Raw genomic sequence first — 14,485 nt, forward strand, 5'->3', positions numbered from 1 at the left:
AAAACGGTAATAAATAGCGTGAGCCTTCACTGCTCTCTAACTCTGGGTCTATTTCTATTATCTGCATCTGTCTACTCTATTGTATCTTTAAATATTCTTTTATCCCAGCTACAATTTCAGCAGCAATTCGATTCTGTGTCGTTTCATTGAATAGAACAGGCTCGTCCTTCTTGCTGGACAGGTAGCCTGCTTCAAGCAGAACCGCTGGCATTGTCGTATATTTGATAACCTTAAAGGAAGCCTTGCGCACCTTGCGATCTACAAGACCAGTGCCTTTAACCAGATGCTTATGCATAATATCGGCAAGCGCCCTGCTGTTATCCCGATTATAATAGGTTTCCGTTCCATTCGTCTCCGGCTTGTAGCTGTTGGCATGTATGGAGATGAACAGATCCGCCTTCAAATCGTTTGCGAATTTTACCCGATCATCGAGCGGAATGAACGTATCGTCAACTCTTGTCAAATAAGGCTTCAGCTTCGACTCCTTCAACAGAAGCGCCTGTACCTTAAGAGCAATAGCCAGATTGAAGTCCTTTTCCTTCCGCTTGCTCACACTGATTGCACCGGGGTCATGATCGCCATGGCCTGCATCGATAACAACCTTATACACGCCTTTCTCTACAGGGATCGGCGGGATAACTGTACCAGGATCAGGCACGGTAATAGGCCCTGTCGGCTCAAGCATATCAATTCGGAGCGCCCCCTCCTCTTCCACAATATTAAACGCCGTCGGGGCATTTAAATCCATTACGACCCGAATCGTGGAAGTCTCCTGGGAATAAAGCGAAAAGCGCACCTTGAGCAATGAAGCATGACCGTCTGTCAGCATCTCGCCCAGCTTGGTGCTGTTGCTTGCAGAAGACAGAAAGCCGGGAGAAAAGTTGGTATCGAATTTCATATTCGGCACATCGACGACAACCCGCTCCGGATTGTGCAGCACCTCAGTCTTCACTTGTCCGGCTTGGCCCGTATAGTCCAACCGGATGCTCCCTAGACCGTCGTAGCTGATCGATGACAATGTGGCAGTATCGCCAGTTGGAGTCTCTCCGCCATTCTCCGGATTGCTACCGGTTCCATTCCCGTCCGGAGCAGGCGATTCGCCGCTGGAGCCGTCACCGTCTGGCCCCGTTTCGGTCACCGGAGGAAGTACTTCTGATTGCTTTTCATTGAGATAGACGGATTTGGTCTGCTTGTCCCAATTCACGTCAAGCCCGAACTGCTCACTAACGAATCGAAGCGGTACTAACGTGGTATCGTTAGTATTGATGGCAGGTGCGTCGAGTGACACCTCTGCTTCGTTGACAATCGCTTTCTTGCTGCCAATCGTCAGCCTCATGTTCGTCTCTCCGTTGAAGATCGTGACATGTGGAGATTGCCAGGTCACATCGAAACCCAGCCCTTCCGTCACTGTTCGGATCGGTACAAAGGTGGATTGTCCAATCAACTTAGGCTCTGCTTTCGTCTGCAATTGGATCCCGTTCAGATAAAGCTTAGGGGTTACAACAGCGGCCAAGGAAACACTTGGAAGCATAGAGATAAGGAATGACAACAACAATACAGCGGTTACAAACTTCTTCATCTTTCACCTCGATGACTGATTTTTCGCCTCAAAACAGACCGAACTAGCCGATGCGCTCAGACGATCATTAGACGCAAACAAACAGAAAAAGTTGCGAATACAGGAATATTGTAGCTCTCGTATGTATCGTTCAAGATAGAGAGGCAATTGGGCCTCCGAAACCAACTGATCTCACACCAACACCCATAATAATAGTAGTTTTATAAACGAAAGTGCCTGCGTACATGCAGGTTTTATTTCGTTCCCTCTCCTGATGATTGAATGCCTGCCAGAGTACACCCTTTCTCTCGTTACATCCTCCTTTCCTGAAGACCGAATGCCATCGATAATGCATCCTGTTTTCCCGTTATATCCTCCCGAAGTCCAAATGCCTGCTAAAGCGCATCCTTTTTCCCGTTACATCCTCCTGAAGACCGAATGCCTGCCAGAGTGCATCCTTTTTCCCGTTGCATCCTCCTGAAGAGCAAATGCCTGCCAGAGTGCATCCTTTTTCCCGTTATATCCTCTTGAAGAGCAAATGCCTGCCAGAGCGCAGGAATTTCGCCGCATTCCCCCTATATCCGCGATTTCAGCCTCCAATTCCTGCACTTTCGCAGGCATTCTACCACCAACGGCCTCTTTCAACCAAAATTCCCGCACTTTCGCAGGCTTCCGACTCCACCTCACCTACCCTATCTGCAAAACTAAATAGAGAAGCCTCCAAACCACTATACAAGTGGGCTGGAGGCTTCATCATTAACAGCGGGGCTTCAAACGCGGCACCCGTATATCAGCACCTATTAGTAAGCAACACGGCTCGCTTCATAGGCAGAGATCTTGTCTTCATGCTGCAGTGTCAGACCGATATCATCAAGTCCTTGCAGCAGGAACTGACGGCGGTGCTCGTCAAGATCGAACGCAATTTCCAATCCAGCATTGTCGGTAATCGTCTTGTTCTCCAGATTAACCGTCAATTGATAGCCTTCTGTAGCAGCTGTGCGCTGGAACAGGTCTTCTACCTGCTCTTCGCTCAGGCGAATCGGCAGAATGCCGTTCTTGAAGCAGTTGTTGTAGAAAATATCAGCGAACGAAGGCGCGATTACAACTTGAAAGCCGTAGTCAAGAATCGCCCATGGCGCATGCTCACGGGAAGAGCCGCAGCCGAAGTTCGCGCGGGAAATAAGGATGCTTGATCCTTGGTAGCGCGGTTGGTTCAGGCTGAACTCATCGATTGTATTGCCCTTCTCGTCCCAGCGCCATTCGAAGAACAGGAATTGGCCAAAGCCGCTCCGCTCGATGCGCTTCAAGAACTGTTTGGGGATAATAGCGTCGGTATCAACATTGACACGGTCAACCGGGGCAACGAGGCCCGTTAACTTTTTGAATGGTTCCATACGAATTGCAGCTCCTCTCGAAATAACAGCAAACTTATTAGTTCAATACTTCGGACTTGATCTTCCAGTCGCGAACGTCAGTAAATTTACCCATAATTGCTGCAGCAGCAGCCATAGCAGGCGATACAAGATGCGTACGTCCGCCGCGGCCTTGACGGCCTTCGAAGTTACGGTTGGATGTCGAAGCACAGCGCTGGCCTGGCTCAAGCACGTCCGGGTTCATAGCGAGGCACATGGAGCAGCCTGCGTCACGCCATTCAAAGCCTGCGTCAACGAAGATTTGATCCAGTCCTTCCTTCTCGGCTTGAATCTTAACGCGGCCGGATCCCGGTACAACGATTGCTGTAACACGGTCGCTGACTTTATAGCCTTTGGCGATTTCTGCAGCGGCGCGGAGATCCTCAATCCGGCCGTTCGTACAGGAACCGATAAATACATAGTCAATCTCGATTTCGTTCATTGGCGTGCCTGGAGCAAGACCCATGTATTCCAATGCCGCTTCCGCAGCTTTGCGCTCGTTCTCAGTAGGCAGCTCGGACGGTACAGGTACGCGGGACGTAATGTCCGTACCCATGCCCGGGCTTGTACCCCAGGTTACTTGCGGGATCAGCGAATCAACATCGAAGTCAACAACAGCGTCGTAAGTTGCGCCTTCGTCAGTCGTTAATTGCTGCCATACCGCAACTGCGCGGTCGTAAGCTTCGCCTTGCGGTGCGTACTCGCGGCCGCGAAGGTAGTTGAACGTCGTCTCGTCCGGCGCGATAAGACCTGCACGCGCACCAGCTTCAATGGACATATTACATACCGTCATGCGCTCTTCCATCGACAAGGTGCGAATGGCTTCGCCTGTGAACTCAAGCACATAACCGGTAGCAAAGTCCGTGCCATATTTCGCAATAACACCAAGAATCATATCCTTGGCTGTAACGCCTGCCTTGCGGCTGCCGATGAACTTCACTTCCATCGTCTTAGGCTTCGCCTGCTGGAGACATTGCGTCGCCATTACATGCTCAACCTCGGACGTTCCGATACCGAATGCAAGAGCGCCGAACGCGCCATGCGTGGACGTATGGCTGTCGCCGCACACGATCGTTTTGCCAGGATGCGTCAAGCCAAGCTCAGGCCCCATAACGTGTACAACGCCTTGATCAATGCTGTCCAGGTCGAACAGCGTTACGCCGAAATCTTTGCAGTTCTGTGTCAGCGTATCGATCTGCTGCTTGGAGATCGGATCCTTAATGTTGAAGCGGTCTTTCGTAGGAACGTTATGATCCATTGTAGCAAAAGTCAGATCAGGACGGCGCACTTTGCGTCCGCTTAAGCGAAGCCCTTCAAAAGCTTGCGGGGACGTTACTTCATGGACCAATTGCAAATCGATATACAAAATGCTCGGCTTGCCTTCTTCCGAATGAATAACGTGGTTATCCCAAATTTTCTCAAACATCGTCTTTTTAGACATTGGATTCACCTCTTATAAATTTCAATAATGTCGATATCAATAAAGTTGATAATGTCATCATAGCATTTCTTTCTTCATTGAACCAAGATATAATATCTATAACTGCAATAGGTATGGCCTATGACAGGCAATAGAGGAAAATATGTCCCGAGGAGCCGCTCATTATGGAATTTCGCCAATTACAATATGTAATCCAAATCGCCAAGGAGAAGAACTTCTCCCGAGCAGCCGAGAAGCTGCACATCGCGCAGCCTTCGTTAAGCCAGCAGCTGTCCAAGCTGGAGAAGGAGATCGGCGTGCTGCTGTTCCGCCGCACGACTAATTCCGTCGAGCTGACTCATGCCGGCTCTGTCTTCGTGGAGAAAGCGCAAAACATACTAGACAACATCGAGCAGCTCAAGCAGGAGCTTGACGATCTCGCCCATATGCGCAAAGGCAAGCTCGTCGTCGGAAGTCTGCCCATTACCGGATCGCACGTGCTTCCCCTCGTGCTGCCCGTGTTCGGCAAACGATATCCCGAGATCGAGGTCGTCCTTGTCGAGGACAGCTCAACGCGGCTGGAGCAGCTGACCGCCAGCGGCCAGACCGACCTCAGCCTGCTTTCCTTGCCGCTGCAGGAGCCCTCGCTGGCCTGGGAACCGATCATTGACGAGGAGATTAATCTGGCCGTGCCGCCGGAGCATAGTCTTGCTCATCGCAGCGAACCCGTGCAATTAACCGATCTTGCTGCGGAACCCTTCATTATTCTGAAGAAGGGGCAGGGCTTTCGGCAAATCGTGCTGGAGCTGTGCGAAGGAGCCGGCTTCGAGCCGCGGATCGTCTTCGAGAGCGGCAATATCGAGACCGTCCAGTCGCTTGTTGCTGCCGGGATGGGCATCGCCTTCGTGCCCAAGATGGTTACGCGCGCCAAGTGGAGTGAATTTGCTCCTGTCTATTTGTCGCTGGCCCCGCCGACCCCTTCAAGGACACTTGTTATCGCAAGCCGCAAAGGCCGCTATCTGTCGAAGGCGGCCGAGGCTTTTATAGATACAATGAAATCAACGGTGGAGCAGCATTTCAGCTAGCTGACTAATACAACGACGGTCTTCTGTCTTCGAATACCGGTATTTTGGCCCGCACGGCATCCACCAGTGACAGGTCGATCTCGGCTCGGACAATGACTTCATCTTCCCCTGCTTCCGCAACAATTTCGCCCCAAGGATCGATAATGATGGAGTGGCCGAAAAAGCTGCTTGCGCCGCTTGTCCCGCAGCGGTTGCAAGCGATGACGAACATCTGATTCTCGATAGCCCGCGCCATAAGAAGCGTCCGCCAATGATGGAGCCGTGGATTGGGCCACTGGGCTGGCACGAATAGCAGCTTGGCGCCGTCAAGCGCCAGCTTGCGGGCCAGCTCCGGGAACCGGATATCGTAGCAGATCATCATTCCGGCATGGGATCCAGCTACGTTCAGCTTGCCTAATCTGTCCCCTGCCTGAAGATGCTTCTCCTCGTCCATGAGCCGAAACAAGTGGATTTTGGAATACTCCGCCCCAATCTCGCCATTCCCGTCAAATACGTAGCTCGTGTTATATACACCGTCAGGTTTGCCTTCGGCTATCGAACCTGCTAACAATTGTATGCCGTGCTTGCGGCTGAATGCCGACAGCATCGCTTTCGTTCTTGCCCCTGCATCATCAGCAAGCTCTTGAATCTGTTCCAGAGCATACCCTGTATTCCACATCTCCGGCAGCATAATGAGATCCGGCTTATCCGCTCCGGCGGATACCGCCTCCTCCAGCCTCTCTTCCAGTTTCTCGAAATTGTAATCCGGATTGCCCGCTTCTACATGCATTTGCACGAGAGCGAGCTTCAGCTTGTTCCCTTGAGCCTTCACGCAATAACCTCCATCTCTTCCAACCATTCCTTCCTGCAATCGAAGAAGAATGTTTTCCCTTATGATACCCCCTCATGCTTCACTGTCAAGATGGGTAGCTTAATCGATGTAACCATTATGGCATTTTCGAAGGAGAATGAGCGATGAAAGCAAAAATATTGATTCTGTTCTCACTGGCGGTTTGCCTGCTGTTGCCTTATTCCGCTGCCGCGCATGCGGGAAGTGAGGGAACCGAGCAGCCCAAGCCCGTTCAGGCTTTCGATGTGGAAGCTGGCAAGGTCGTCAAGACGGTGCCCAACAGCAAAGAATATCAAGCCTTTGCCAAGTCTTGGCTGGACTCAGTAACTGGCCTCGCGCCCCAGATCAGTGCAAATGAAAAGTGCGGTTATGTATACCGTATTCCATTAATGGAACCTGTGTCAGTCAAGACAACCGGCCTCGCTGTGCAGACAAGCGATGTATTCCTATTTTATTGCCCGAACAAGCCTCCGCTGCTGCTTATATTCGATGAGAACCGAAAGCCGTATTTGCTTCTGTTCAAAGCCGATATCGGGCCGTTTCTGAAAACAATCGCGATCCCTTGACGATTTCATCATTTGTACCTTCCGCCAGTTCATCCGCTTCTCGACACCTATTCGGAATCATGCTACATTTAGGCATAGATAATGCCAAATATAGCCCGAGACATGTGGAGTGAAGAGAATGAATACGAACCCTACTGAACGATTCATACGACCGGCAAGCCGCATGAATGATCTGCCCAAGCAATTTTTCGCTGATCTTGTTCGCAAAGCCAATACGCAGGTCGCCAAAGGCCATGATGTCATTAATCTCGGTCAAGGCAATCCAGATCGGCCAACACCGCCTCATATCGTCACAGCGCTGCAGGAAGCTGCACCCAATCCTGTCTACCACCGTTACCCGCCCTTCAGCGGCCATCCCTTCCTCAAGGAAGCAGTCGCTTGGCGGTATAAGGAGGATTATGGTGTAGAGCTGGATCCTGAGACGGAGGTTGCCATCCTGTTCGGGGGCAAGACAGGCCTTATTGAAATTAATCAATGTCTGCTCAATCCCGGCGATATTTGCCTCGTGCCTGATCCCGGATATCCCGATTACTGGTCGGGCGTTGCGCTGGCAGGCGGCATCATGGAATATATGCCTCTGCTGAAGGATCATGCATTCCTGCCCGATTATGATGCCATACCGGCATCTGTTGCTGATCAAGCTAAGCTTATGTTCATCAACTATCCGAACAATCCGACCGGAGCAGTCGCAAGCCCGGAATTCTACGCAAGAACAGTTGAATTCGCTGCCCGTCACGGCATTGTTGTAGCTAGTGATTTTGCCTATGGCGCAATCGGCTTTGATGGCCAGCAGCCCGTCAGCTTTCTGCAGACGCCCGGCGCGAAGGAAGTCGGCGTAGAGTTCTACACCTTGTCCAAAACGTATAATATGGCGGGATGGCGGGTCGGATTTGCCCTCGGCAATAAGGAAGTGGTCCGGCTCATCAATTTGATCCAGGATCATTATTACTGCAGTCTTTTTGGCGGCATTCAAGCTGCTGCCGCTGTCGCACTGACAGGACCGCAGCACTGTGTTGCAGAGCTTGCCGCTTCCTACGAGCGCCGCCGCAACGCACTGTTCGGCGCGATGAATACCATTGGCTGGCAGGCGGCCAAGCCGGGCGGCTCCTTCTTCTGTTGGCTTCCTGTCCCTGCAGGACATTCCTCCTCTTCATTCGCCGATCTTGTCTTGGAACAGGCGAATGTCGTCGTCGCCCCGGGGATCGGCTTTGGGAGCCATGGCGAGGGTTATGTCCGGCTTGGCCTGCTGGCTCCCGAGGAACGGCTCCAGGAAGCAGTGATGCGCATCGGGCAGCTGGGATTATTCCGCTAACTTTACACCTATCCTGCTGACATGGTATGATTATGAGGATTTCATAATTGAACAATTAACGTCATGAAGGGGCTAGTAAGCATTCAGGAATCGCGCCCAGAGAGCAAATTTCATTGGCTGTAAGAATTTGCCGCGAACGAAGCTGAACCCACCCCGGAACGGTCGGCGATGAGCCGAACAGCGCCTGCTGTTATCAGGTTGATGAAGCGAACGCGGCATGAACTTCGACTATGAAGCACATGACCGTTAATAAAGGTGGTACCGCGGAAGTTATACTTTCGCCCTTTGTATTAATGAAGGGCGGAAGTTTTTTTATTTTCTACTTGGGAAAGGGTAAGTGAAGGGACATGACAGAACGTATCATCGTCAAGATCGGGAGCAGCTCGTTAACATCCGATGAAGGCGGATTGAACCGCGAACGGATTGCATTCTTCTCCCATGAGATAGCCGGACTTCATAGGGCAGGCCATCAGGTGCTGCTCGTTACATCTGGTGCTGTAGCAGCAGGATTTCGCAGAATCGGCTATCAATCGCGGCCTAAGCTGATTCACGAGAAGCAGGCGGCGGCGGCAGTCGGCCAAGCGCTACTCATGCAAGCCTATCAGGAAGCTTTTGCAAGCTATGGCCCGGATAAAGGCGGCATTGGTGTGGCGCAAATTCTGCTCACTCGTGCTGATTTCTCTAATCGCAAACGAATTTCCAATGCGCTCATGACAATAGAAGAGCTGCTTCAACAGCGTATTGTCCCCATCATTAATGAGAATGATACCGTATCTACGGATGAACTAAAATTCAGCGATAATGATATGCTGTCCGCTCTGGTCGCCAATCTTGCCAAAGCGAAGCATTTGCTTATTCTGACAGATACGGACGGTCTTTATACAGATGATCCGAGATTTAATCCCGATGCGAAGCGGATTGACCGTGTCGAGCAGATCTCTGAGGAAATTATGAGGTTCGCGGGAGACTCCGGGTCCTCTGTCGGTACTGGAGGAATGCGATCCAAGATCGAAGCTGCACGCATGGCGATGCGGGGAGGCGTTCCTGCCTTTATCGGCCGTGTGCAGGAGCCTGGCGATATGGCGCTTGCCATAGAGGGAACTGGCAAGGGTACATACTTTGATACGAGCTTGCACAATTTGCCCATGAAGAAGCAATGGGTCGGCTTCCATTCACAGCCGAAAGGCAAGATTGTAATCGATGACGGCGCGGAGTCCGCCCTGCTGCAGCGTGGAAAAAGTCTGCTGCCGGTAGGTGTGCGGGCAATCGAAGGCGACTTTCATCCCGGTGATGTAGTAGAGGTCGTTAATCTGCAGCAGCAGACGCTCGGACGCGGTGTTGTCAACTATTCCGCTTGGGAGGTTCAAGCAGTCGCCGGCCTGAGCACCTCCGAGGTTCGCCGCCGTGTGGAGGTTAACCGGATCGAAGTGATCCATCGCGATGAATGGGTCAGCCTGAAAGTTTAACATAATTGCTTAGGAGGAATTATAGATGAGTGAAGTCCGTCAGAAAGCCGCTTTAGCCAAAGGAGCTGCCGCAATCCTGAATTCGCTGTCTACAGAGCAGAAAAATGCAGCGCTGCTTCTTATGGCAGATGCGCTGGTGAATGAACAGCAGTCCATTATCGCTGCCAACGAGATTGATATTAAGCGCGGTCGGGAGAATGGAACAAGTGAATCGCTGCTCGACCGTCTGACTTTGAACGAAAACCGTATTGCCGCTATCTCTGATGGTTTGCGGGAGATTGTGGAGCTACCTGATCCAGTAGGACGAATACTGGAGCAATTCGACCGTCCGAACGGCTTGCGGGTAGAAAAAATTTCAGTTCCGCTCGGCGTAATCGGAATGATCTATGAGGCGCGTCCCAATGTAACAGTAGATGCCGCTGGATTGTGTCTCAAGACCGGCAATGCCGTCGTATTGCGCGGAGGCTCCGCCGCGTTGGCATCCAATCGCAGAATCGTCGAAGTATTGAAGCAGGCGCTTGAGAGCAGTGAGATGCCTAGCGAAGCTCTGCAGCTAATCGAAGATGCTGATCGCGCATCAGTAGATGAAATGCTGAAGCTGAACGGACTGCTTGATGTCGTCATCCCGCGTGGAGGCGCATCTCTAATCCGCAACGTTGTAGCGAACGCAACCGTTCCTGTTATTGAAACCGGGGCCGGTATATGCCATACCTATATCGACGATAGCGCCGTATTCGCAATGGCTTCGGATATCGCCTTCAATGCGAAGGTTCAGCGTCCCTCCGTCTGCAATTCGATGGAAACCCTGCTTGTTCATGAGACATTCGCCGACCAGCATCTGCGGGCCATTGCAGATCGGTTCCTGGCTGCTAATGTAGTCTTGCACGGCTGCCCGCGGACAATCGCGCTTATTCCTGAAGCGGGAGAAGTAACGGAGCAGGATTATGCGACTGAATATAATGACTACATTCTGAACATCCGGGTTGTCTCCGGTCTCGATGAAGCATTGGAGCATATCAGACAATACGGAACACAGCATTCGGAATGTATTGTAACAGAGAATAATGAGCATGCAGCCCGTTTTCTGCAGGATGTAGATGCAGCGGCTGTATACCACAACGCCTCCACCCGGTTTACAGATGGCTTCGAATTCGGTTTTGGCGCTGAGATCGGCATAAGCACACAGAAGCTGCATGCCAGAGGGCCTATGGGGCTGCCTGCTTTGACTTCAACCAAATACCGCATTTATGGCAGTGGGCAAGTTCGCGGTTAATCCTTTCATTTGATACTATACTTATAATAACTAACACCGACAATCGGGCACGACAGATTGTCAACTTGGGAGGTTCATATATAGTGACGATGCTTTCTTCATCCGGAGTGCAATCAGGAATCGGCGCTCTTCAATTATGCTTCTACGGCGCGGGTTCTATGGCCGAGGCCATTGTGCGCGGAATACTGGATCGTGGACTTACTGAGCCGGAACAGATCGGGGTCATTAACCGGCAAAATGCATCCCGGCTTGAGGAGCTTGCAGAACGCTACGGCGTTCAGGCCCCGGCAGACGAGGAGGCCAAGCTGGCGATGCTGCGCCAAGCAGATGTTATTTTTCTGGCGATGAAACCTAAAGATGCCGCTGCTGCAATCAAGCAGCTCCGCCATCTTGTCTCCTCCGATACATTGATCGTATCCGTCATTGCCGGATTGCCGATCCGCACCATCGAGGTTTTGCTGGAGCAGCCGATGGCAATCGTACGAACCATGCCTAATACGTCCAGCACTATCGGGCTTGGGGCAACCGGCATCAGCTTCTCAAGCTCTGTCACAGTGGAGCAGAGCAGCCTTGCCCAAACGATTTTTCAAGCGGTCGGTTTAACCTCTGTCGTGGAGGAACCGCTTCTTGATGTTGTAACCGGAGTTTCGGGAAGCGGCCCCGCTTACGTCTATTATTTGATGGAGGGCATGATTGCTGCCGGCCGCGAGCTTGGCTTGTCAGAGGAGGCTGCCCGCGAGCTTACGGTTCAAACCGTGCTCGGTGCTGCCCATATGGTGAAAGCAACGAATGAGAACCCTGCCGATCTCCGCCGCAAAGTAACATCTCCCAATGGCACGACTCAGGCTGCGATAGAAACGCTCGATGAGCATCATTTCTCGCAAGCCATCGTCCGCGCTGTTGACCGTGCGGCCAAACGAGCAGCGGAGCTTGGCGCCGAGATCGAAAGGAACGCCACGTTATGAATAACTACTGTGTTGCAACTTATCGCTGCTATGACGATAAAGCCGACTTTCACAAGAAGGCTCAGGGAATCGCAGTAGGGTTGACTGTCGGCAGCTGGACTGATCTGCCTGAAGCCCGCAAAGCAGAGATGGAGAAGCATCTTGGGCGCGTCATTTCGGTTACGGAGTTCGAGGGGAATGCTCCCGGGGAAAGATATGCTGACCTGCAAATTGCTTATCCGGATGTCAACTTCAGCCGCGATATTCCTGCCCTGCTTGTTACGGTGTTCGGCAAGCTCTCCATGGATGGCCGCATTAAGCTGCTGGATCTGGATTTCTCCGATGATTTCTCCGCAGCATTCCCGGGCCCCGCGTTCGGCATCCAAGGCGTTCGCAGCCTGCTTGGCGTTCATGATCGTCCGCTGCTCATGAGCATATTCAAATCCGTTATCGGCCATGATCTGTCTAACCTTCGCGAGCAATTTTATCGTCAAGCGCTGGGGGGCGTCGATCTCATTAAAGATGATGAGATTCTGTTCGAGAATCCCCTGACGCCGCTTGAGAAGCGTGTAGAAGCTTGTATGAGCGCTGCGCAGCAAGCGGAATCCGAGACGGGTCAAAAGCTGCTGTACGCCGTCAATCTGACCGGACCAACCTCGCAGCTTGCGGCCAATGCCAAACGCGCAATCGCCGCAGGCGCCAACGCCATTCTTTTTAATGCGCTCGCTTATGGCTACGACGCCCTGCATGAGCTTAGCAGCGATCCGGATATTACGGTGCCCATTGCTGCACATCCGGCACTCGCAGGCGCGTTCTATCCATCACCGCATTATGGTATTGCAGCTCCCTTGCTGCTTGGCAAGCTGATGAGAATCGCGGGTGCCGATCTCGTCTTATTCCCGTCGCCTTACGGCTCTGTTGTTATGCCTAAGGAAGAGAACTTGGCCGTTCAATCAGTGCTTATGAATCCGGCCCTGCCGGTTCGTACCAGCTTCCCGGTTCCATCAGCCGGCATCCATCCGGGATTAGTGCCTCTCATTCTCCGCGACTTCGGCAATGACGTAGTCGTGAATGCAGGTGGCGGTATACATGGCCACCCGCAAGGGACTGCAGCCGGAGGACAGGCCTTCCGTCAAGCTATTGCAGCTGCGCTGTCATCCATGCCATTAACTGAAGCTGCAGGGCTGGAGGGCAATGAGGCTTTAAAGATTGCCATTGATACTTGGGGGTACAAGGAATGACAGGCAATGCCATGACACCATCAGGCTCGTCTAGCCGGCAGCGAAAGGTTATCTTCTGCGACTTTGACGGAACCATTACGGAGAATGATAATATCGTTGCTATCATCAAGCACTTCAATCCGCCTGGCTGGGAATCCATTGTAGGTGACATTGTCACCCAGCACAAGACGGTGAAGCAAGGAGTCGGAGAGCTGTTCCGTCTGCTCTCCACCTCCCATCGCGAGAAAGTCATTGCTTATGCGATAAGCAATGCCCGAATTCGCGGCGGATTTACCGAGCTGCTGGACTATTGCAAACAGCATGACATCGAATTTCTAGTCACAAGCGGCGGCATTGATTTCTTTGTCTACCCGCTGCTCGCTCCTTACGATATTCCGCTTGATCATATCTATTGCAATGGCAGTGATTTCTCAGGCGACCGGATTGAAATTACATGGCCGAATCCTTGTGACGATCAATGCAGCAATGGCTGCGGCATGTGCAAGACGGCCATTATTCGCAGATACCCTGCAGAGCAGTACGAACGTATTCTGATTGGAGATAGTGTCACGGACTTCGCAGGAGCCAAGCTGGTTGATCTTGTGTTCTCCCGTTCGCACCTGACAGAGAAATGCAAAGAGCTTGGTCTTCCCTATAAAGAATACAAGACGTTCCATGATGTTCTTACCGTGTTAATAGAGAGGGATCAAGGGGAGGACGCAAATCTGTGAAATTCGAAGATATCGCATTAGAAGAGAAGCAGCACACACTCGCACAGCTTCGTGAAGTGAAGAGCTTATTCGCTTCGCGGGGATGGTTTGCCGGAACAAGCGGCAATCTTTCTGTCCGAGTCGGTGGCTTTGATCCGGACCGCTTTGACTTTGCTATTACCGCCAGCGGCAAAGATAAGTCACAGACAACACCGGAAGACTTTCTGTTTGTCGATCAGGATGGCAAGCCTAGCGAAGCAACGAAGCTGAAGCCATCGGCAGAAACATTGATTCATTGCGAGATTTATCGTTTGACGGGCTGCGGGGCGATATTCCATACTCATACCGTATTCAATAACATTGTCTCGGAGCTTTTCTGGGAGCGCAAATCAATTCCCGTTGATGGTGTGGAGCTTATTAAAGCCTTCAATATCTGGGAAGAGGAAGCCCATATCGAAATTCCGATTGTTTCGAACTTCGCTCATATACCCAGCATAGTTCCGGAAGTAACCGAGCGCTTGGATCCCCGCATACCCGGCATTATGCTTCGCAAGCATGGCATCTATGCCTGGGGAGCGAATGCGTTCGAAGCAAAGCGCCATCTCGAAGCATTCGAATTCCTGTTCGAGTATGTGTACAGATGGGAACTGCTGCATCGCAAATGATGATGGGATAATGAATATCAACAAA

Annotated in this window: 13 protein-coding genes; 9 read left to right on the forward strand and 4 right to left on the reverse strand. The window is 51.8% G+C overall.

Annotated elements, in window-relative coordinates:
* Positions 1–76: 76 nt before the first annotated feature.
* The 3 genes from K0T92_RS05190 to leuC form a co-directional block, all read right to left on the reverse strand.
* A complete protein-coding gene (locus K0T92_RS05190; protein WP_219871372.1) occupies positions 77–1,579 on the reverse strand; it encodes an N-acetylmuramoyl-L-alanine amidase in 1,503 nt (500 codons plus the stop codon).
* Between the two features lie 779 nt (positions 1,580–2,358).
* Positions 2,359–2,952, reverse strand: coding sequence for a 3-isopropylmalate dehydratase small subunit (gene leuD / locus K0T92_RS05195; protein WP_219871373.1), 594 nt, complete (start codon positions 2,950–2,952; stop codon positions 2,359–2,361).
* Positions 2,953–2,989: 37 nt separating this feature from the next.
* On the reverse strand, positions 2,990–4,411 hold the full coding sequence (gene leuC, locus K0T92_RS05200) for a 3-isopropylmalate dehydratase large subunit (RefSeq protein ID WP_219871374.1): 1,422 nt from the start codon (positions 4,409–4,411) through the stop codon (positions 2,990–2,992).
* Positions 4,412–4,575: 164 nt separating this feature from the next.
* On the opposite strand from leuC, the gene K0T92_RS05205 reads away from it, so the two are divergent.
* Positions 4,576–5,475 carry a LysR family transcriptional regulator gene (locus tag K0T92_RS05205; RefSeq protein WP_219871375.1) on the forward strand — a complete coding sequence of 300 codons (900 nt, stop codon included), beginning with the start codon at positions 4,576–4,578 and terminating at the stop codon, positions 5,473–5,475.
* A 4-nt stretch (positions 5,476–5,479) separates the two neighbouring features.
* Here K0T92_RS05205 and K0T92_RS05210 read toward each other — a convergent pair whose 3' ends face one another.
* Positions 5,480–6,286: a carbon-nitrogen family hydrolase gene (locus K0T92_RS05210; RefSeq protein WP_343223627.1), complete on the reverse strand. Its 807-nt coding sequence runs from the start codon at positions 6,284–6,286 to the stop codon at positions 5,480–5,482.
* A 143-nt stretch (positions 6,287–6,429) separates the two neighbouring features.
* Here K0T92_RS05210 and K0T92_RS05215 point away from each other — a divergent pair, with 143 nt between their 5' ends.
* The 8 genes from K0T92_RS05215 (at position 6,430) to mtnB (ending at position 14,460) form a co-directional block, all read left to right on the forward strand.
* Positions 6,430–6,870: a hypothetical protein gene (locus tag K0T92_RS05215; protein WP_219871377.1), complete on the forward strand. Its 441-nt coding sequence runs from the start codon at positions 6,430–6,432 to the stop codon at positions 6,868–6,870.
* A gap of 118 nt (positions 6,871–6,988) precedes the next feature.
* Entirely contained in the window at positions 6,989–8,182 is a 1,194-nt protein-coding gene (locus tag K0T92_RS05220) for a pyridoxal phosphate-dependent aminotransferase (protein WP_219871378.1), read from the forward strand.
* 347 nt (positions 8,183–8,529) lie between these two features.
* Positions 8,530–9,648, forward strand: coding sequence for a glutamate 5-kinase (proB, locus tag K0T92_RS05225; protein ID WP_219871379.1), 1,119 nt, complete (start codon positions 8,530–8,532; stop codon positions 9,646–9,648).
* Between the two features lie 25 nt (positions 9,649–9,673).
* Entirely contained in the window at positions 9,674–10,921 is a 1,248-nt protein-coding gene (locus K0T92_RS05230; RefSeq protein WP_219871380.1) for a glutamate-5-semialdehyde dehydrogenase, read from the forward strand.
* Between the two features lie 89 nt (positions 10,922–11,010).
* On the forward strand, positions 11,011–11,886 hold the full coding sequence (gene proC / locus K0T92_RS05235; RefSeq protein WP_219871568.1) for a pyrroline-5-carboxylate reductase: 876 nt from the start codon (positions 11,011–11,013) through the stop codon (positions 11,884–11,886).
* Positions 11,883–13,106 (forward strand): 2,3-diketo-5-methylthiopentyl-1-phosphate enolase, encoded by a 1,224-nt coding sequence (locus tag K0T92_RS05240; protein WP_219871381.1) that lies wholly within the window; start codon positions 11,883–11,885, stop codon positions 13,104–13,106. Before proC ends, K0T92_RS05240 begins: the two co-directional genes overlap by 4 nt.
* On the forward strand, positions 13,103–13,816 hold the full coding sequence (locus K0T92_RS05245; protein ID WP_246627896.1) for a 2-hydroxy-3-keto-5-methylthiopentenyl-1-phosphate phosphatase: 714 nt from the start codon (positions 13,103–13,105) through the stop codon (positions 13,814–13,816). The genes K0T92_RS05240 and K0T92_RS05245 overlap by 4 nt, the downstream gene beginning before the upstream one ends.
* Positions 13,813–14,460, forward strand: a complete 648-nt coding sequence (mtnB, locus tag K0T92_RS05250) for a methylthioribulose 1-phosphate dehydratase (RefSeq protein WP_219871382.1) — start codon at positions 13,813–13,815, stop codon at positions 14,458–14,460. The genes K0T92_RS05245 and mtnB overlap by 4 nt, the downstream gene beginning before the upstream one ends.
* Positions 14,461–14,485 lie beyond the last annotated feature (25 nt).

Origin of the sequence: Paenibacillus oenotherae, from assembly GCF_019443105.1 — a bacterium.
GTDB lineage: Bacteria > Bacillota > Bacilli > Paenibacillales > Paenibacillaceae > Paenibacillus_Z > Paenibacillus_Z oenotherae.